The sequence below is a fragment of the Lysobacter olei genome, from assembly GCF_054777355.1.
In genome coordinates this window covers 70,470-87,744 of sequence record NZ_BAAHAT010000002.1, presented here as the reverse complement: position 1 = coordinate 87,744, position 17,275 = coordinate 70,470, and the positions used below count along the sequence as shown (strand labels likewise).

Here is a 17,275-nt window from a genome sequence, read left to right as displayed (position 1 = left end):
CACGCGCGTTGCCGGTCGCTCAATCGGCAATCGGCAGGCTCAGCGTCTCCTTGATCTCTTCCATCACGATGTAGCTCTTGGACTCCCGCACGTGCGGCATGGTCAGCAGCGTGCTGCCCAGCAGCTTGCGGTAGCTGGCCATCTCGCTGATGCGCGCCTTGAGCAGGTAGTCGAAATCGCCCGAGACCAGGTGGCACTCCAGCACGTTGGGCAGGCGCAGCGCGGCGCGGCGGAACTCCTCGAAGATGTCGCCGGACTTGTACGCCAGACTGATCTCCACGAACACCAGTAGTGTGGCCTTCACGTGCTGCGGGTCCAGGCGCGCGTGGTAGCCGGTGATGACGCCATCGCGCTCCAGCCGGCGCACGCGTTCGGTGCAGGGCGTGGTGGACAGGCCCACGCGCTCGCCCAGCTCGGTGAAGGAGATGCGCCCTTCCTCCTGCAGGATGCGCAGGATGTGGCGGTCGATCCTATCGAGTTCACGGGCTTTACCGGTCATGTTGCACTGCAAAAGTCTGGTTCAGCAGAGTTTACACCTGCAATGGCACAGAAAATCGGAAAAACCACCTGCCCGGTTTGCCCGATACTGCGCGACTTTGCCGGCACTCCCGCCGGCGGTGACGGACGGGGCAGGCGATGCGGGTTCTGGTGCTGGGCGGTGGCGTGATCGGCGTGAGCAGCGCGTGGTACCTGGCGCGCGCCGGGCACGAGGTGGTGGTCATCGATCGCCAGCCCGCGGTCGCGCAGGAAACCAGCTTCGCCAATGCCGGCCAGATCTCGCCTGGCTATGCCTCGCCGTGGGCCGCGCCGGGCGTGCCGTTGAAGGCGCTGAAGTGGCTGTTCCAGCGCCACGCGCCACTGGCCATCAAGCCGGGCCTGGACCCCAACCAGTACCTGTGGCTGCTGCAGATGCTCCGCAACTGCACGCATGCGCGCTACGCGGTGAACAAGGCGCGGATGGTGCGCCTGTCCGAGTACAGCCGCGACGTGCTGGACGAGCTGCGCGCCGAGACCGGCATCGACTACGAGGACCGCCAGCTGGGCACCACCCAGCTGTTCCGCACCCAGGCCCAGCTGGACGGCGCGGCCAAGGACATCCCGGTGCTGGAGCAGTACGGCGTGCCGTACGAGCTGCTGGACCGCGACGGCATCGCCCGCGTCGAACCCGCGCTGGCCAATGCGCCGGCACCGCTGGTCGGCGCGCTGCGCCTGCCCAACGACCAGACCGGTGACTGCGAGCTGTTCACCCGGCGCCTGGCCGCGATGGCCGCGCAGGCGGGCGTGGAGTTCCGCTTCGGCCAGTCCATCCAGGCGCTGGAACACGACGGCGCGCGCATCACCGGCGTGCGCATCGACGGCCAGGTCGAACGCGCCGACCGTTACGTGCTGGCGCTGGGCAGCTACTCGCCGAAGCTGGTCGCGCCGCTGGGCCTGCGCCTGCCGGTGTACCCGCTCAAGGGTTACTCGCTGACCCTGCCGATCACCGACGCGGCGATGGCGCCGACCTCGACCATCCTCGACGAGACCTACAAGGTGGCCATCACCCGCTTCGACCAGCGCATCCGCGTCGGCGGCATGGCCGAAGTGGCCGGCTTCGACCTGTCGCTGTCGCCGCGCCGGCGCGCCACGCTGGAGAAGGTGGTACGTGACCTGTACCCGCGCGGCGGCAACCTTGAGGCGGCGACGTTCTGGACCGGCCTGCGCCCGGCCACGCCCGACGGCACGCCGGTGGTCGGTGCCACCCGCTACGGCAACCTGTACCTCAACACCGGCCACGGCACCCTCGGCTGGACCATGGCTTGCGGCTCCGGCCGCTACCTCGCCGACGTGATCGACGGTCGCACGCCTAAAATCAGCGGCGAAGGTCTGGATCTGTCGCGATACGGCTGATCGTCCCCGTTCTTCGCCCCTGCCTACCGGAACTACCGCCTTGCGCCCCGCCCGTGCCCTGATCGACCTTGACGCCCTGCGCCACAACTACCGTCTGGCCCGCGAACTGGGCGGCGGCAAGGCGCTCGCGGTGGTCAAGGCCGACGCCTACGGCCACGGCGCCGTGGCCTGCGCGCGCGCACTGGAAGCCGAGGCCGACGCCTTCGCCGTGGCCGCGATCGAGGAGGCGCTGGAGCTGCGCGCCGCCGGCATCCGCGCGCCGATCCTGCTGCTGGAAGGCTTCTTCGACCCCGCCGAGCTGGCGCTGATCGAGCAGCACGACCTGTGGTTCGCCGTGGCCACGCCTTGGCAGTTGGCCGCCGTCGAACAGGCACGCCCGGCCACGCCGTTTACCGTGTGGCTCAAGCTCGACTCGGGCATGCACCGCCTCGGCATCGAGCCCGCCGATTACGCCGCCGCCGCCGCGCGCCTGCAGGCGCTGCCGCACGTGCGCGAGGTGGTGGCCATGACCCACTTCGCCCGCGCCGACGAGCTCGATCGCGACACCACTCGCACGCAGACCGCGGTGTTCGACGTCACCACCGCCGCACTCGGCCTGAAGCGCAGCCTCTCCAACTCGCCCGCGCTGCTGGGCTGGGACGACCTGCGCAGCGACTGGGCGCGTCCGGGGCTGATGCTGTACGGCCTCAGCCCCTTCCCGCAGCCACACCCGGTGGCCGCGCGCCTGCGCCCGGCGATGACCCTGCAGTCGCAGGTGATCAGCGTGCGTGACATCGCCGTCGGCGAGCCGGTGGGCTATGGCGCGCACTTCGTCGCCGCACGCCCCACCCGCGTGGGCGTGGTGGCGATGGGCTATGCCGACGGTTACCCGCAGTTCGCTCCGAGTGGCACCCCCGTCGCCATCGACGGCGTCCCCGGCGCGCTGATCGGCCGCGTGTCGATGGACATGCTCACCGTCGACCTCACCGACCACCCGCAGGCCGGCGTCGGCAGTACGGTCGAGCTGTGGGGTGCGCAGGTGCCGCTGAACGCGGTGGCGGCCGCAGCGCGTGCGAGTGCCTACCAGGTGCCGTGTGCGCTGAAGCGGACGAAACGGGACTACTTGTCCCCCTGATCCGCTGCACGCCCGCACGCCGGGCGGTTACGCTAGCAACAAAGGGCCTCCGGGGATGGGCGGCTCGCCGGGTACACGGTTGCCAACGGGTCGGAGGGCGACGGCGGCACATCGGGAGGGGACGATGACCAGCGCAAATCGAAGGGGCGGTGCGCGGGGTCCTCGGGGCTCCGGCGTGCTGCTCCATGCCGGCATCGTGGTCCTGTGGCTCGCCACCTTCCTGTTGGCACGGCTGCTGGAGCACTCCCCGCACGCCAGCCTGTGGTTCCCGCCAGCCGCGGTCACGTTTGCGGCCCTGCTCGTGGTCGGTCCGCGGGCATTGCCGTCCATCGTGGTGGCCTGCACCCTCGCCACGTTCATCGCGGAACTGGAGTACGCCAGTGGCGTGGGCACTCGCGTGCTGGTCGCCTCCAGCGTGGCCTACGCGGTGACCCACGGCGTGGCCTACGGCGTGCCCGCCATGGTGCTGCGCCGGTATCCGGACCGCCTGCCCGGCGATGTCACCCTGCGTTCCGTCACCCGCTTCATCCTGATGGGGATGATCGGCGCCGCGCTCGCGGCGTGCGCCGGCGTCGTGGCGCTGTCGGCCACGGGCCTGATCGACACCGACGCACCCGGACGCCTGATCGCCGCATGGTGGATGGGGGACTTCGTGGCGCTGCTCACCTTCGCGCCCTTGTTCATCCGATGGCTGGTGCGCGCGATGGCGTGGGCGGGATTGCAGGGCGCCGTGGGCTTCCCCCCGTTCCTGACCGAGCGCGTGCCGCTGTCACGGGGCGCAATGGCCAAGCTGGCGATGATGGCGGGGGTCACGCTGGTCCTGCTGGTGCTGGCGCATGTACTGCAGGAGCGCGGCATCCTGCTGGCCCTGCTGGTGGTGCCGCTGGTGTTGCAACTGTGGCTGGTGCACAGCGAGAGCCGCACCGCGGCCCTGCAGGGCGTGGTGATCTTCAGTCTGATCACGGTGGGCGCCGGCGCGCTTTTCGACGTCACCACCGACGTGGTCGCGCTGCAGTTCGCCGCGATCGGCCTGGCGGTGAACACCTACTTCGGCCTGGCCGTGCCCGCGCTGTACACCAGCAACGAGCGGCTGCGCGAGCAGGTCACCCGCGACCGGCTCACCGGCGTGATGACGCGCGCCTACTTCGAGGACCGGGCGAGCCAGGAGCTGGAGCGCGCCAAGGCCGAAGGCCGGCCTGCGGCGGTGATCCTGTTCGACCTGGACCGGTTGAAGGCGATCAACGATACGCACGGCCACGCGGTCGGCGATGCCGTGCTGGCCGAACTGGCGGTGCGCTGCGCGGCGTCATTGCGGCCCGGCGATCTGCTGGGACGCCTCAGTGGCGACGAATTCGCGGTGTTCTTGCCGGGGGCGGACGCAGGCACCGCGGATGCGGTCATCGCGCGCATGCGGGTGGCGCTGCGGGCGACCCCGTTCGCCGCGCCGGCCTCCGACGTCAGCGCCAGTTTCGGTCGTGCCGTGGGCGGTGCCCCCGACGACAGCCTGGCCGCGCTGCTGCGGACGGCGGACGAGGTGATGTACGTCGAGAAACGGCGGGCACGCGCCGGCGAGGTCGAGTCCCACCCATAGCGGCGAACGCGCGGGACGATGGCGCGGCGTTGGTCAGTGCGCTTGCCTGGCGCTTGTCGCCCTAGCGTCCCGTGCAGTCTTCGTCGAGGCGGGCGTCGATCAACCGTTGCTCTTCGCTGATCCGATGGCGCTCGCTTTGCAGGGCGCTGTTGTAGCGACGGTCCAGTGCCTCGCGTCGGTCGCGCAAACGCGCGCACACCTCGGCCTGCGGCAGCCGGGTGCAGGCGTCCCGCACCCAGGTGCCGGCGGGGAACGCGGCGACCGGCCCCGAGGGGCGCGGCGTGGGCACCGGCCGCGTCAGCGGTGGGCGCGGCGGCAGGTGTCCACCGATGTCCACGCGCCCGCGCAGGTGCCCGCCGCCCACGTCGATGCGACCGTGCACCCCGTCTGGGCGCCCGTGGTGGTCGGGGTAGACCGGGTAGCCCAGCGTCCACAGCGGGACCCAGCGCGGATTTCCCTCGGGACTGGACGCGGTGTAACGCTCGCCGTCGGGCGTGACGCATTCGTACGTCGGCTCCGGGGCGTACACGACCACCGCGGGGGGCGCGACCGGCGCCGGGGCCGCAGGCGCCGATGCCGCGGGCGTTGCCGGCGCGGGACGGGGGGGCGGATCCTTGGGCCGCACCATCTCGCGTGCGCTCTGCCGCTGCCCTGCCGGGCACGGGGTGTCACGCAGGCTTACACGGCCGTTGGCATCGGTGCAGCGGTACACCGTGATCTCGCCGCCGTACGCGGCCGATGCCGCGAAGGCGGCGAGCAGCACCAACGGCAGGGGGCAGGAAGGGCGCATGCAGTCCATCTTGCGCCCGCGAGCATCCGGTCGGTAGTCGCCCCCTTGCGGACGATGGCCCCGGTTCAGGCGCCCCCGTAACGGAGCCAGCGTTCCCCGGCGGCTTCGTCGTCGAACACCCGCGTATCGATCCCGGCGTCCTGCGCGAAGAGCTGGCAATGCTCGATCTGCTGCAGCCCGGCGGGTTTGACGTGGGCGATGCGTACCCGGTCGAGCCCACGTCCCGCCATTGCCGTCACCAGCGCCTGCCAGTCGTCAGCCGAAAGCGGCTCGCCGCGCAGCTCGTCGACCAGCAACAGCATGGTGTCAGGGCGATGCTGCAGCTCGGCCACGATGGCGTCCCAGCAGGCGATGGTATTGGCAAGCGAACTGCGGCCCGTGGCGTGCGCGCGCAACCCCAGCGGATGACGGGAGAACAGGATGGTCAGTCCGGAGGCGTCGCGCATGGGGCGGAGCGGCAAGGGGCGTGCGGTGGCGGGACTTCATAGTTCCCGGCCACGTCCCCGTGGGGGTGGGAAAATGTCGCGGACAACGCTGTCAGCCGCGCAGCACCGTGCCCGTGGCCGCATCGCGGATCGCGGTGGGTGCCGCCAGCCCCCCGGTTTCGCCGTCGCACACCGCATCCAGCCGTTCCAGCAGGCGCGGGTCCAATTCTGCTCGCGCGAACGCGGGAGGCTGGCCGGTGAGGTTGGCGCTGGTGGACACCAGCGGGCCGCCGAAGGCGCGGCACAGTGCGATGACCGTGGGGTGGTCGCTGACGCGCACGGCGACACTCGGGTGCGCGCCCCGGATCCACGTCGGCACGCGCGCGGTGACGGGCACCGTCCACGTGTTGGGACCGGGCCAGCTGGCCCGCACCGCCGTCTGGCGGTTATCGGGCAGCGCGGCCCATGCCACCAGCGCATCCAGTTGGGCCACGTCGGCAGCGATCAGGATCAGACCTTTGTCCACCGGGCGCTGCTTGATCGCGAGCAGCCGCATTACCGCCGCTTCGTTCATCGGGTCACAGCCCACGCCCCACACGGCTTCGGTGGGGTACGCGACCACGCCGCCGCGATGCAGCGCGTCCACGGTGGCGGTCAGGCTGTCGCGGCGGTCATCGGTATCCATGGCGCTCCAGCGCTCCGGGGAAGTACGTGTCGTCGGTCAGTGCGTCGCGCGCCTTGGCGAAAGCGCGTCGAGTGCCCAGCCGCGTCGCCCCTCACGGGCGACGCGGCCACAGGACGTTCAGAACGGCGCGTCGTCGTCGGTCGCAACGGCGGCCTTGCCTGCCGCCTTCTTTGCCACCTTCTTCGTCGCCTTCTTCGCGGCGGTGCCCGCCTTGGCGGTGGTTTTCACGGCGGCCTTCTTCACCGTCTTCTTGGCGACTTTGCCGGTGGCCTTCTTCGCCGCCTTCTTCGTCGCTTTCTTGGCCGGCGCGGCGCTACCCTCGGCGGCGGCCTTGGCGGCCTTCTTCGCCGGTGCCTTCTTCGCGGCCACCTTCTTGCCGAAGCGGCCGCGCATGGGCTTGCCGGTTTCGGCCATCAGCTGGGTGACCTCCTCCAGCGTCAGCGAGGCCGGTTCGCGGTCCTTGGGGATCTTGCCGTTGAGCTTGCCATCGCTCAGGTACGGGCCGAAGCGGCCGTTGAGCACCTGGATGTCGCTGCCCGGGAATTCCTTGATGATGCGGTTGCGCGCGATCTCTTCCTTCTGCTCGATCAGGAGCACCGCGCGTTCCAGGCCGATGGAGTACGGATCGTCCTCCTTGGCCAGCGACGCGTAGGTGCTGCCTCGCTTGGCAAACGGGCCGAAGCGGCCGATGCCGACTGAGACTTCCTGCCCATCGCTCTGGCCGAGCGCGCGCGGCATCTTGAACAGTTCCAGCGCCTCGTCCAGCGAGATCGAGTAGATGCTCTGGCCCGGCTTCAGCGAGGCGAAGCGCGGCTTCTCCTCGTCCTCGACGGTGCCGATCTGCACCAGCGGGCCGTACTTGCCGATGCGCGCGCTGACCGGGCGGCCGCTGGCCGGGTCGTCGCCCAGCACGCGCACGCTGCCGGCGTCGGCCTTGTCCAGCGTGGTCTTCTTCTCTTCCACCAGGCCCTTGAACGGGGTCCAGAACTTCTCCATCAGCGCGACCCAGTCCTCCTCGCCGCGCGAAACCGAGTCCAGCTCATCCTCCAGCCGCGCGGTGAAGTCGTAGTCCACGTAGTTGGTGAAGTGCGCGCTCAGGAACTTCGACACCGCGCGGCCGACGTCGGTGGGGCGGAAGGCGCGGCTTTCCAGCAGCACGTACTGCTTGCCCTGCAGGGTCTGGATGATCGATGCGTAGGTCGAGGGGCGGCCGATGCCGAACTCTTCCAGCGCCTTCACCAGCGACGCTTCGGTGTAACGCGGCGGCGGCTGGGTAAAGTGCTGATTAGCGAGCACGCCCTCCAGCGGAATGCGGTCACCGGGCTTCATCGCCGGCAGCTTGCGGCCTTCGTCGTCGTCCTCGGCGGTCTTGCTGTCCTTGCCTTCCTCGTACACGGCCAGGAAGCCCGGGTCGACGACCGTGGTGCCCGACACGCGGAAGCTGTGCTCGCTGCCTGCGGCCAGGTCGACCGAAACGGTATTGAGCGTGGCCGGCACCATCTGGCTGGCCACGGCGCGCTTCCAGATCAGCTCGTACAGCTTGCGCTCCTCGTCGGTGAGGTGGCGCGCGACCTGCGCCGGCGTGCGCAGGGCGGAGGTCGGGCGCACCGCCTCGTGCGCTTCCTGCGCGTTGGCCGACTTGGTCTTGTACACGTTGGGCTGGTCGGGCAGCGCGCGGGTGCCGTAGTCGCGCGCGATCACGTCGCGGATCTCGGCCACCGCTTCGGCCGACAGGTTCACCGAGTCGGTACGCATGTAGCTGATCAGGCCGACCGTGCCTTCGTCGCCCAGCGCCACGCCTTCGTACAGCTTCTGCGCCACCTGCATGGTGCGGCGCGTGGTGAAGCCGAGCTTGCGCGCGGCCTCCTGCTGCAGGGTAGAGGTGGTGAACGGCGCGGCGGGGCGGCGCTTGCGCTCCTTGCTGGTCACGTCGGTGACCTGCAGCGCGCCGCCGGCGGCCTGGGCGATGCGCTGGCGCGCGGCCTCGGCGCTGTCGCCGTCGGTCAGGGTAAATTCCAGCTTGCCGGTGTCGGCGGCGAACTTCTTGCCGTCCAACTTGGTGAGCTTGGCGGTGAACGCCTGCTTGGGGTGCGCGCACTCGGCCTCGATGGTCCAGTACTCGCGCGCCTTGAACGCCTCGATCTCCTCCTCGCGCTCCACGATCATGCGCAGTGCGGGCGATTGCACGCGGCCGGCGGAGAGCCCGGCCTTGATCTTGCGCCACAGCACCGGCGAGAGGTTGAAGCCCACCAGGTAGTCCAACGCGCGGCGCGCCTGCTGCGCGTCCACCAGGTCGCCGGCAATGGCGCGCGGCTGGGTCATCGCCTCCTTGATCGCGCGCGGCGTGATCTCGGTGAACACCACGCGCTGCAGCGACTTGTCCTTCAGCAGGCCGCGTTCCTTCAGGATTTCCGCAATGTGCCAGCTGATCGCCTCACCCTCGCGGTCCGGGTCGGTCGCCAGATAGAGGTGGTCGGCGCCCTTGGCCGCCTTGGCAATCGCATCAACGTGCTTTTCGTTCTTTTCGATGACCTCGTAGGTCATCGCGAAATCCTTGTCCGGGTTGACCGCGCCTTCCTTGGGAATCAGGTCGCGGACGTGGCCATAGGAGGCAAGGACGGTGAAATCCTTGCCGAGGTACTTGTTGATCGTCTTCGCCTTGGCAGGCGACTCGACGATCAGGAGGTTCTTGGCCATGGAACATCTCCGCGGGCCCGGGGGAGCCCGCATGGGGGGTCGCCGCCGGCCTGTCCGTGGCAACCGCTGAAGTAGCGACGCCCGCGGGGTCTGGCCGCGGGCGTGGGGTGTTTCCTTATATATAGTGGAATCACGCGCCGCCGGCGGCTGTCAAGCGCCGAACCGCCGTGGATCACACCGCGTGGAACGTTATCCGCGCGTGACCGGGGCCAACCGTCAGTGCACCGGCTCGGGTTCGTCGGCGAAGATCTGGGTCTCCATCCACGCGTAAGCGGCCTCGCTGCCGGGCTGGTTGAACAGCACCATCAGCACCACCCACTTCAAGTCGTCCAGGTCCACCTCGTCCTGGTCCAGGGCCATGGCGCGGTCCAGCACCACTTCGCGCTGGCCGGCGTCGAGCACGCCGTGCTGCTCCAGGAACAGCAGGAAGCCGCGGCACTCCACGTCCAGCTTGTCCAGCTCCGGACCGTGGAACACGCGCGTGGGGCCGTCGGCGCGACGCGGCTCCGGTGCCGGGCGCTGCTGCGCCAGGGCATCGAGCCATTCGAAGGCCTTGTTGATCTCGGCGGGGCTGAAGCCGGCCTGCCCCAGTTCATCGAACAGCGGGCCGCTCTGGAGCGAATCACGGTCGCGGACCAGGTCCGCATCGTCGGTGAAGTAGTGTTCGAACAGGTACAGCAGGACGTCCAGGATGCTCTCTTTCATTTCCCCTCGGCCTGCGCCGGGACCGGCGCGGTGGGCTGGAGTTGCGGACTGCCACCGGACGGATCCCTGCGGAAAAGCACGGTGGTCAGCGGTTGCGGTAGTACCGGCCGTGTTTCGACGACACCCGGCCCTCAAGCTCCATGAGCAGCAGCATGGAGGACAGTTGGGCGGCCGTCAATCCGGTTCGTTCCACCAGCTGATCCATACCGGTTGGGTCATAGCCCAGCGCCTGCCACAACTTCTGGTAGTCGGGGTCGTCCTCGCGGCCTCCGTGCTGAACAGGGGTTGAGTCCCGTTCATCGCGTGGCGCGCCGGCGCGGGGGCGCTCGTGAGCGGGCGGGGCAGGCGGCGCCAGTCGCGCCCGCAGGTCGTCGGCCAGCTCGGCCGCCACCGGGGCCAGGGCGGCAATGACTTCCGAGGCGCTTTCCACCAACCCGACGCCTTCGCGGATCAGGCGGTGGCAGCCGCGGGCCAGCGGATTGTGGATCGAGCCCGGCACGGCGAAGACCTCGCGGCCGGCCTCGGTGGCCTGGCGGGCGGTGATCAGGGCACCGGAGCGTTCGGCGGCCTCGATCACCAGGGTGCCCAACGTGAGTCCGGCGAGGATCCGGTTGCGGCTGGGGAAATGCTGCCGCTGCGGTTGGGTGCCGGGCGGGTGTTCACTGACCACCGCGCCGTGGGTGGCGATGCGCGCGTGCAGATTGGCGTGGCTGCGGGGGTAGGGCACGTCGGGACCGGTCCCGATCACGGCCAGGGTCAGGCCTCCGGCGGCCAGCGCCGCCTCGTGCGCGGCGGCGTCGATGCCCGCCGCCAGTCCGCTGGTCACGGCCAGTCCGGAGGCGGCAAGCGCGTGGGCGAAGTCCGCGGCGTTGTCGCGGCCCCCGGGCGTAGGGGATCGGCTACCGACCACGGCGACTGCCGGGTACCAGAGCAGCGCCGGGTTGCCCGCCACGAACAGCGCCAGCGGGGCGCTCGGGGCGCGGCGCAGCAGCGCGGGGTAGTCCGGGTCGTGCCAGCCCAGCAGGTGGTGGTCGGGCGCCTGCAGCCAATCCTGGCTGCGGGCCAGGTGGCGCGGGGGAGGCCCTTGCAAGGCCTGTTGCTGGGCGTCGGTCAATCCCGCCTCGCGCCATGCGCGGGCACCGGCCTCAAGGGCGGCGGCCGGGCTGGCGTGGAGGGCGAGCAGTTGGCGCCGGGGCGCGGAGGGTCCGCCGGCCGCCAACAGGCGCAGGAGGGCATCGGTGTCGTCGGGGTGCATCGTCGCAGTCTGGTGCAGAAACGACGACGGCGCCCTAGGGCGCCGTCGCAGCAGGGTGTAAGGCGTTTCCGACCCGGTCAGTGCGTCGCGTCCGGGTGCTTGAGGTCGTAGCCCAGGCGGGTCGGCCGCACCGCGTCCATCACCAGGGCGTAGCTGACCTTGTCGAAGGTCCGGAACACCATCAGGTGGCCGGAGAATTCGTCGGGCAGCTGCACCGTTCCCTTCCCGCTCAGCACCTGGTTCTCGTAGGTGGGCACGCGCTTGGGCACGTCGGCGGTGCTGCTGCCCGGACGCCAGGCCGAGAGCACCGTGCCGTTGTCGATGCCGTCGCGGGCGCCCACGGACAGGGCGACCACGTCGCGCGGACCGCCGGTGGTGAGCATGTCGGCCACGGCCAGGACCTTGGCCTTGCCGTATTCCAGTTCGCGCGCCGGGGCATGCGGGATGAACTGCAGGTCGTACGGCTGGGCTTCCACCGGCAGCAGGCGGTCACCGGCGCGGACTTCGCGACCGCCCGCGTCGAGCAGCAGGGTGGCGACGTCGGCGCGGCCTTCGACGCCACGCGTGATCGTGCCCACCGTCTGGCGCATCAACTCGTGGCCAAGGAATTCGCCGCCGCCGTGCGGCACCTGGTAGCCCCACAGCCGCTCCGCGCCGACGATGGCGCGGCCGCGGTAATCCAGGTCCGCGCCGCGGCGACCTTCGGAGCCGCAGCAGCGGGTCGGGTCGATGCTGGCGTAGCGCTGGGTCGGGCGCACGACCATGTAGCGTTGGCCCGGCTGGGCGTCGGCCAGGCCACGGACGTAGGCCACCTGGCCTTCGGCGCTGCGCAGTCGGTCTTCCTCGAGGCCGACCACGTACGGCAGCTCCTCGAAGTCATCCACGACGCGCAGGTCCTTGAGGAACTTCTCCACGTCGGCCAGCGGAATGGCGTTGATCGGCGCCTCGTCGCGCGGGCCTTCCTGCACCGCCACGCGGTTGAGGTAGGCCAGCGAGATCACGTCACCCGGGTAGATCAGGTGCGGGTTCTTGATCTGCGGGTTGGCCTGCCAGATCTCCGGCCACAGCCACGGGCGCTTGAGGAACTTGCCGGCGATGTCCCAAAGGGTATCGCCGCGCTTGACGACGTACGTGTCGGGATGGCCCCCCGCCATCTCGGCAGCAACGCCATACGTGGCGATCGTCAACAACGCAGCGGTCATCACCGCACGGATCGGTTTAAACATGGCAGCCATCTACCTGATTCCCCTTGCAGGTTTTCCCCGGGCGGCAGCGCCGATGAGGGCCTCGGCACTATAGCCCAGAAGGTGCGGGCGGTTGCAAGCGTGGATGGCCCGCAACGGCGCTACAATGCCCCTCTAAAGCTTGCGTCTGTGACAAGCGCCCCCATTTCCCCGCCATGGCCCAGCTCCCCATCCTCGAGTTCCCCGATCCGCGCCTGCGCACCAAGGCGGTGCCGGTCGACCCTGCCCAGGTCACGGGGGCGGAGTTCCAGCGCCTGCTCGACGACATGTTCGAGACCATGTACGAAGCGCCGGGCATCGGTCTGGCGGCCAGCCAGGTGGACGTGCACCAGCGCTTCATGGTGATAGACGTATCCGAGGAGAAAGACCGGCCGCTGGTCTTCATCAACCCGGAGATCACCCTCGCCGACGGCCATCAGGTCTATCAGGAGGGCTGCCTGTCGGTACCCGGCATCTTCGCCGACGTGACCCGTGCCAACCAGATCACGGTCAAGGCCATCGGCCGCGACGGCCAGCCGTTCGAGCTGGCGGCCGACGGCCTGCTGGCGGTGTGCATCCAGCACGAGATGGACCATCTGGACGGCAAGCTGTTCGTCGACTACCTCTCGCCGCTCAAGCGCGAGATGGTGCGCAAGAAGCTGGCCAAGCAGCAGCGGCACAAGGCCGCCTGAGCGGCCCCCCTCCCTGCGTGGCGTCGCCTTGACCGTGGCGTGGCCCGCGGCCGGCCGCCGGTCGCACGGCACGTGGTTGGCCGACCTGATGCCCGGTCCTCCGTCCGGGATGGCCACGAATCCCCCGTCTTTCCCGTTTCCCCGCCGGTAAGCCCGCGCGCCCGCCAACAGGATCCTGGCTCCCGATGAGAATCGTTTTTGCCGGCACCCCCGACTTTGCCGTGCCCTGCCTGCGCGCTGCCGCGCAGCGTGGCGAAGTGGTGGCCGCGTACACCCAGCCCGACCGCCCCGCCGGCCGCGGCCGGGAGCTGACCCCGTCGCCGGTCAAGCGCGAAGCGCTGCTGCGTGGCATCCCGGTGCTGCAGCCGGAGAACTTCCGCAGCGCCGAGTCCAAGGCCGCACTGCGCGCGCTCAAGCCCGACCTGATGGTGGTCGTGGCCTACGGCTTGATCCTGCCGCAGTCGGTGCTGGACATCCCCACGTACGGCTGCTGGAACGTGCACGCCTCGCTGTTGCCACGTTGGCGCGGCGCGGCACCGATCCAGCGTGCCATTGAGGCCGGCGACCACGAGAGCGGCGTGTGCCTGATGCAGATGGAAAAGGGCCTGGATACTGGCCCGGTGCTGCTGTCGCAGGCGGTCGCCATCGGGGACAACGATACCGGCGGCCAGTTGCACGACCGGCTCGCCCAGTTGGGCGCACAGGTGCTGGCCGACGGCCTGGGCCTGCTGCGCGCCGGCATCCGCCCGATCGCCCGACCGCAGCCGGCGGACGGCGTGACCTACGCCCACAAGCTGGACAAGGCGGAAGCCAAGCTGGACTGGACCCGCCCGGCGGCCGAGTTGGCCAACCGGGTGCGCGCGTTCAACCCGTGGCCGATGGCGGAAGCCGTTGTGGCCGGCGAGCGGCTGCGCCTGCATGGGGTGGTGGCGCTGGACGAGTCCCACGCCGCGGCCCCTGGCACCCTGCTGCGCGCTGGCCGCGAGGGCCTGGACGTCGCCTGCGGGGCGGGCGTGCTGCGCATCCGCGTGCTGCAGCGTGACGGTGGCAAGGCGATAACCGCCGCCGATTACCTCAACGGGCGTCCCGACCTGAGGGGCGCATGAGCGCGGGTGCCGCACCTCGCGCCCTGGCGGCGCGCATCCTGGATGCGGTCCTGCACCAGGGGCGCTCGCTGAAGGCCGAACTGGGCGCGCAGTTGCCCACGCTGCCGGACCCGCGCGACCGCGCCTTGGTCGAATCCATCTGTTTTGCCGTGCTGCGCCAGCCGGCCCGCTACCAGGCGGCGCTGGATGCGTGGATCCCCTGTCCCCTGGGCAAGCGCGATCAGCCGTTGCGCGCGCTGCTGTTCACCGGGTTCGCGCAGTTGGACCCGTTGGGCCTGCCGGCCCATGCGGCCGTCGCGGAGACCGTGGAGGCCGCGCGCCTGATCGGGCGCAGGCACCAGGCCGGGCTGGTCAACGCACTGCTGCGTCGCGCGCAGCGCGAGGGCGTGCCGGTGGCCGAAATGCAGGCGCACTGGCCGCGCTGGTTGCGCGAGCGCATCGCGGCCGACTGGCCCGAGGACGCCGAGGCGATCTTCCATGCGGGCGCCGTCACGCCGCCGATGTGGTTGCGGGTCAATCGCCGGGTGCAATCGCGGGATGCCTATCTCGCGCGTCTGGACGCGGCCGGCATCGCCCACGCCGTCGATCCGAGCCTGCCCGATGCCGTGCGACTGGATGTGCCGGTGGCGGTTGCGGTGCTGCCTGGCTTTGCCGAGGGCGCCGTGTCCATCCAGGACGCTTCCGCGCAACGCGTGGCCGACGCGCTGGCATTGCCGGCCGGCGCGCGCGTGGTCGATGCGTGTGCCGCGCCCGGCGGCAAGGCCGCGCATTTGCTGGAGCGTGAGCCGGGCCTGCAGCTGACCGCGCTCGACATCGACGCCGCGCGCCTGCAGCGCGTGCACGACAGCCTGCGCCGCGTGGGCCTGGCCGATCGCGCGCGACTGGTCGCCGCCGACGCTGGCCGCGTGCAGGCCTGGTGGGACGGTGAACCGGTGGAGGCGGTGTTGCTGGACGCGCCGTGTTCGGCGACCGGCATCGTGCGCCGCCAGCCCGACGTGCTGCTGCACCGTCGCGCCTCCGACCTGGTCACGTTGACCGCGGTGCAGGCGCAACTGCTCGACGCGCTCTGGACCACGGTGGCGCCGGGCGGCGTGCTGCTCTACGCCACGTGTTCGATCCTGCGCGCGGAGAACGCCGACCAGATTGCCGCGTTCCTCGCGCGCACGCCGGATGCCACGCTGGAACCGCTGGATGGGCGTTACGGCCGCGCGGTGCAGGTGGACGGTCGTTTTGCGGGCCACCAGCGGCTGCCGGGCGAGGACGGCGGCGACGGTTTCTTCTACGCGCGCCTGCGCAAGGCCGGCTGAGCTTCTCGCGCGGAAATAGGGCGTTTGCCGGCGCACCAGTATCATCCGCCGATGCGCACGCCTTTCCTCCCGAAAAACGACGACACCCGCGACGCCTGGCTGTTCTGGCTGGCGGCCACGGTGATCCTGTTCGCCGGCCTTGGCCTGCGCGACCCGTGGCCGGCCGACGAACCGCGCTTCGCGTTGGTGGCGCGGCAGATGGTGGAGAGCGGCCAGTGGCTGTTCCCGATGCGCGGCGATGAGCTGTACCCGGACAAGCCGCCGTTGTTAATGTGGCTCCAGGCCACGGTGTATGCGCTGACCGGCCAACTGCGCATCGCCTTCTTGTTGCCGTCGTTGCTGGCCGCGCTGGGCACACTGTGGCTGGTGCGCGACCTCGGCCGCCGCCTGTGGTCGGCGCAGGCCGGCACCTATGCGGCGTGGGCGCTGCTGTTGGCGCTGCAGTTCACCTGGCAGTCCAAGCGCGCGCAGATCGACCCGACGGTCACCTTCTTCATCACGCTCTCAGTGTATTCGCTGCTGCGGCATCTGCTGCGCGGGCCGGACTGGCGCTTCTGGACACTGGGCTGGTTCGCCGCGGGGCTGGGGGTGATCAGCAAGGGCGTGGGTGTGGTCGCCTTGCTGGTACTGCTCCCGGCCGCGTGGGCGCAGTGGCGTGGCTGGAGCGGCATCGCCCCGATGCGCAGCGCGAAATTCTGGCTGGGGCCGGTGGCGCTGCTGCTGCCGCTGGCGCTGTGGCTGGTGCCGATGTTGCTGGCGGTCAAGGCCAGCGGTGACCCCGCCCTGCGTGCCTATGCCGACAACATCCTGCTCAAGCAGACCGCCAAGCGTTACGCCGACCCGTGGCACCACCATCAGCCGTTCTGGTACTTCCTGCAGGTGGCACTGACGCAGTGGCTGCCATCGGTGGCCGCGCTGCCGTGGATGGTGCGGCCGTGGCGCGAGGCGCTGCGCGCGCGTGACGCCCGCATCCTGCTGCCGCTGGCGTGGGTGGCCCTGGTGGTGCTGTTCTTCAGCCTCAGCAGCGGCAAGCGTGAGGTGTACATCATGCCGGCGCTGCCGATGCTGTGCCTGGCCATGGGCGCGTACTTGCCCGGCGTGCTGGTCAAGGCGTGGCCGCGGCGGATCGCCTTCGGCATTGCGCTGGGCCTGTCGGCGCTGTTGGCCGTGGCGGGTGCGCTGGTGGTCCTGGGCGAGCCCGGCTTCGAGCGCACGCTGGAAGACGCGCGTGGCGTGGCCCACGGCGCAGACCCCTTGGGCGCGATGCTGCTGGCCATCGGCGCGTTCGGGCTGGCTGCAGTAGCGTGGCTGCGTGCGCGTCGTGGCGTGGCCTCGCTCGCGTGGGTGCTTGCCGGGCTTTGGGTGGGGGTCAGCCTGATCGGGTATCCGTTGCTCAACGACGCCAGTTCGGCGCGCGGCCTGATGCAACGCGCCGGTGCCCGCATCGGTCCGGATGCGGAGTTGGGCCTGGTGGCATGGAAGGAGCAGAACCTGCTGATGGCCGACCGCCCTGCGAAAACCTTTGGCTTCCTGCGCCCGGGCGATGATCAATTGCGCGATGCGCAGGCATGGCAGGCCAAGGCGCCCGACGCGCGCTGGCTGCTGGTGGAGCGTGCCGCGGTCAGCGCCTGCGTGGACTGGTCCAAGGCCGAGAACCTGGGCATTTCCAATCGACGGGAGTGGTGGCTGGTGCCGGCAAGTGCGGCGTGTGCGGGCCGTTGAGAGGCAAGCGGCCCGCAACAACGTTCAGCCATCAGCGGTCAGACGTCTGTAACCGGTGATGGGCAGCAAGTAG

At 70.3% G+C, this 17,275-nt stretch carries 15 protein-coding genes; 7 read left to right on the top strand and 8 right to left on the bottom strand.

Annotated elements, in window-relative coordinates:
- Window positions 1–19: 19 nt before the first annotated feature.
- Window positions 20–499: a winged helix-turn-helix transcriptional regulator gene (locus ACYVBS_RS03105; RefSeq protein ID WP_460821713.1), complete on the bottom strand. Its 480-nt coding sequence runs from the start codon at window positions 497–499 to the stop codon at window positions 20–22.
- Window positions 500–636: 137 nt separating this feature from the next.
- Between ACYVBS_RS03105 and ACYVBS_RS03100 the strand changes: the two genes are divergently transcribed.
- The 3 genes from ACYVBS_RS03100 (at window position 637) to ACYVBS_RS03090 (ending at window position 4,595) form a co-directional block, all read left to right on the top strand.
- On the top strand, window positions 637–1,890 hold the full coding sequence (locus ACYVBS_RS03100) for a D-amino acid dehydrogenase (RefSeq protein ID WP_460821712.1): 1,254 nt from the start codon (window positions 637–639) through the stop codon (window positions 1,888–1,890).
- Between the two features lie 40 nt (window positions 1,891–1,930).
- Complete coding sequence (gene alr / locus ACYVBS_RS03095; protein ID WP_460821711.1) at window positions 1,931–3,004, top strand: alanine racemase; 1,074 nt, start codon at window positions 1,931–1,933, stop codon at window positions 3,002–3,004.
- A gap of 175 nt (window positions 3,005–3,179) precedes the next feature.
- The gene (locus ACYVBS_RS03090; protein ID WP_460821710.1) at window positions 3,180–4,595 is read left to right on the top strand and encodes a GGDEF domain-containing protein; all 1,416 of its coding nucleotides are present in this window, start codon (window positions 3,180–3,182) and stop codon (window positions 4,593–4,595) included.
- A gap of 61 nt (window positions 4,596–4,656) precedes the next feature.
- Here the strand turns inward: ACYVBS_RS03090 and ACYVBS_RS03085 are convergent, their stop codons facing one another.
- The 7 genes from ACYVBS_RS03085 to ACYVBS_RS03055 all read right to left on the bottom strand — a co-directional run bounded on the left by ACYVBS_RS03085 (window position 4,657) and on the right by ACYVBS_RS03055 (window position 12,378).
- The gene (locus ACYVBS_RS03085) at window positions 4,657–5,385 is read right to left on the bottom strand and encodes a DUF4124 domain-containing protein (RefSeq protein ID WP_460821709.1); all 729 of its coding nucleotides are present in this window, start codon (window positions 5,383–5,385) and stop codon (window positions 4,657–4,659) included.
- A 65-nt stretch (window positions 5,386–5,450) separates the two neighbouring features.
- The gene (locus ACYVBS_RS03080; protein WP_460821708.1) at window positions 5,451–5,846 is read right to left on the bottom strand and encodes a hypothetical protein; all 396 of its coding nucleotides are present in this window, start codon (window positions 5,844–5,846) and stop codon (window positions 5,451–5,453) included.
- 76 nt (window positions 5,847–5,922) lie between these two features.
- Window positions 5,923–6,495 (bottom strand): L-threonylcarbamoyladenylate synthase, encoded by a 573-nt coding sequence (locus tag ACYVBS_RS03075; protein ID WP_460821707.1) that lies wholly within the window; start codon window positions 6,493–6,495, stop codon window positions 5,923–5,925.
- A gap of 117 nt (window positions 6,496–6,612) precedes the next feature.
- The gene (locus ACYVBS_RS03070; RefSeq protein ID WP_460821706.1) at window positions 6,613–9,192 is read right to left on the bottom strand and encodes a DNA topoisomerase I; all 2,580 of its coding nucleotides are present in this window, start codon (window positions 9,190–9,192) and stop codon (window positions 6,613–6,615) included.
- Window positions 9,193–9,408: 216 nt separating this feature from the next.
- Window positions 9,409–9,897: a DUF494 family protein gene (locus ACYVBS_RS03065; RefSeq protein ID WP_460821705.1), complete on the bottom strand. Its 489-nt coding sequence runs from the start codon at window positions 9,895–9,897 to the stop codon at window positions 9,409–9,411.
- A gap of 85 nt (window positions 9,898–9,982) precedes the next feature.
- Window positions 9,983–11,152 (bottom strand): DNA-processing protein DprA, encoded by a 1,170-nt coding sequence (gene dprA / locus ACYVBS_RS03060; protein ID WP_460821704.1) that lies wholly within the window; start codon window positions 11,150–11,152, stop codon window positions 9,983–9,985.
- A gap of 77 nt (window positions 11,153–11,229) precedes the next feature.
- Window positions 11,230–12,378, bottom strand: coding sequence for a LysM peptidoglycan-binding domain-containing protein (locus ACYVBS_RS03055; protein WP_460822168.1), 1,149 nt, complete (start codon window positions 12,376–12,378; stop codon window positions 11,230–11,232).
- Between the two features lie 173 nt (window positions 12,379–12,551).
- On the opposite strand from ACYVBS_RS03055, the gene def reads away from it, so the two are divergent.
- From def to ACYVBS_RS03035, 4 genes are all read left to right on the top strand, one after another.
- Entirely contained in the window at window positions 12,552–13,067 is a 516-nt protein-coding gene (gene def / locus ACYVBS_RS03050) for a peptide deformylase (protein ID WP_460821703.1), read from the top strand.
- 185 nt (window positions 13,068–13,252) lie between these two features.
- On the top strand, window positions 13,253–14,173 hold the full coding sequence (fmt, locus tag ACYVBS_RS03045; protein WP_460821702.1) for a methionyl-tRNA formyltransferase: 921 nt from the start codon (window positions 13,253–13,255) through the stop codon (window positions 14,171–14,173).
- Window positions 14,170–15,480, top strand: coding sequence for a 16S rRNA (cytosine(967)-C(5))-methyltransferase RsmB (gene rsmB / locus ACYVBS_RS03040; RefSeq protein WP_460821700.1), 1,311 nt, complete (start codon window positions 14,170–14,172; stop codon window positions 15,478–15,480). Before fmt ends, rsmB begins: the two co-directional genes overlap by 4 nt.
- Before the next feature lie 51 nt (window positions 15,481–15,531).
- On the top strand, window positions 15,532–17,202 hold the full coding sequence (locus ACYVBS_RS03035; RefSeq protein WP_460821699.1) for an ArnT family glycosyltransferase: 1,671 nt from the start codon (window positions 15,532–15,534) through the stop codon (window positions 17,200–17,202).
- Window positions 17,203–17,275 lie beyond the last annotated feature (73 nt).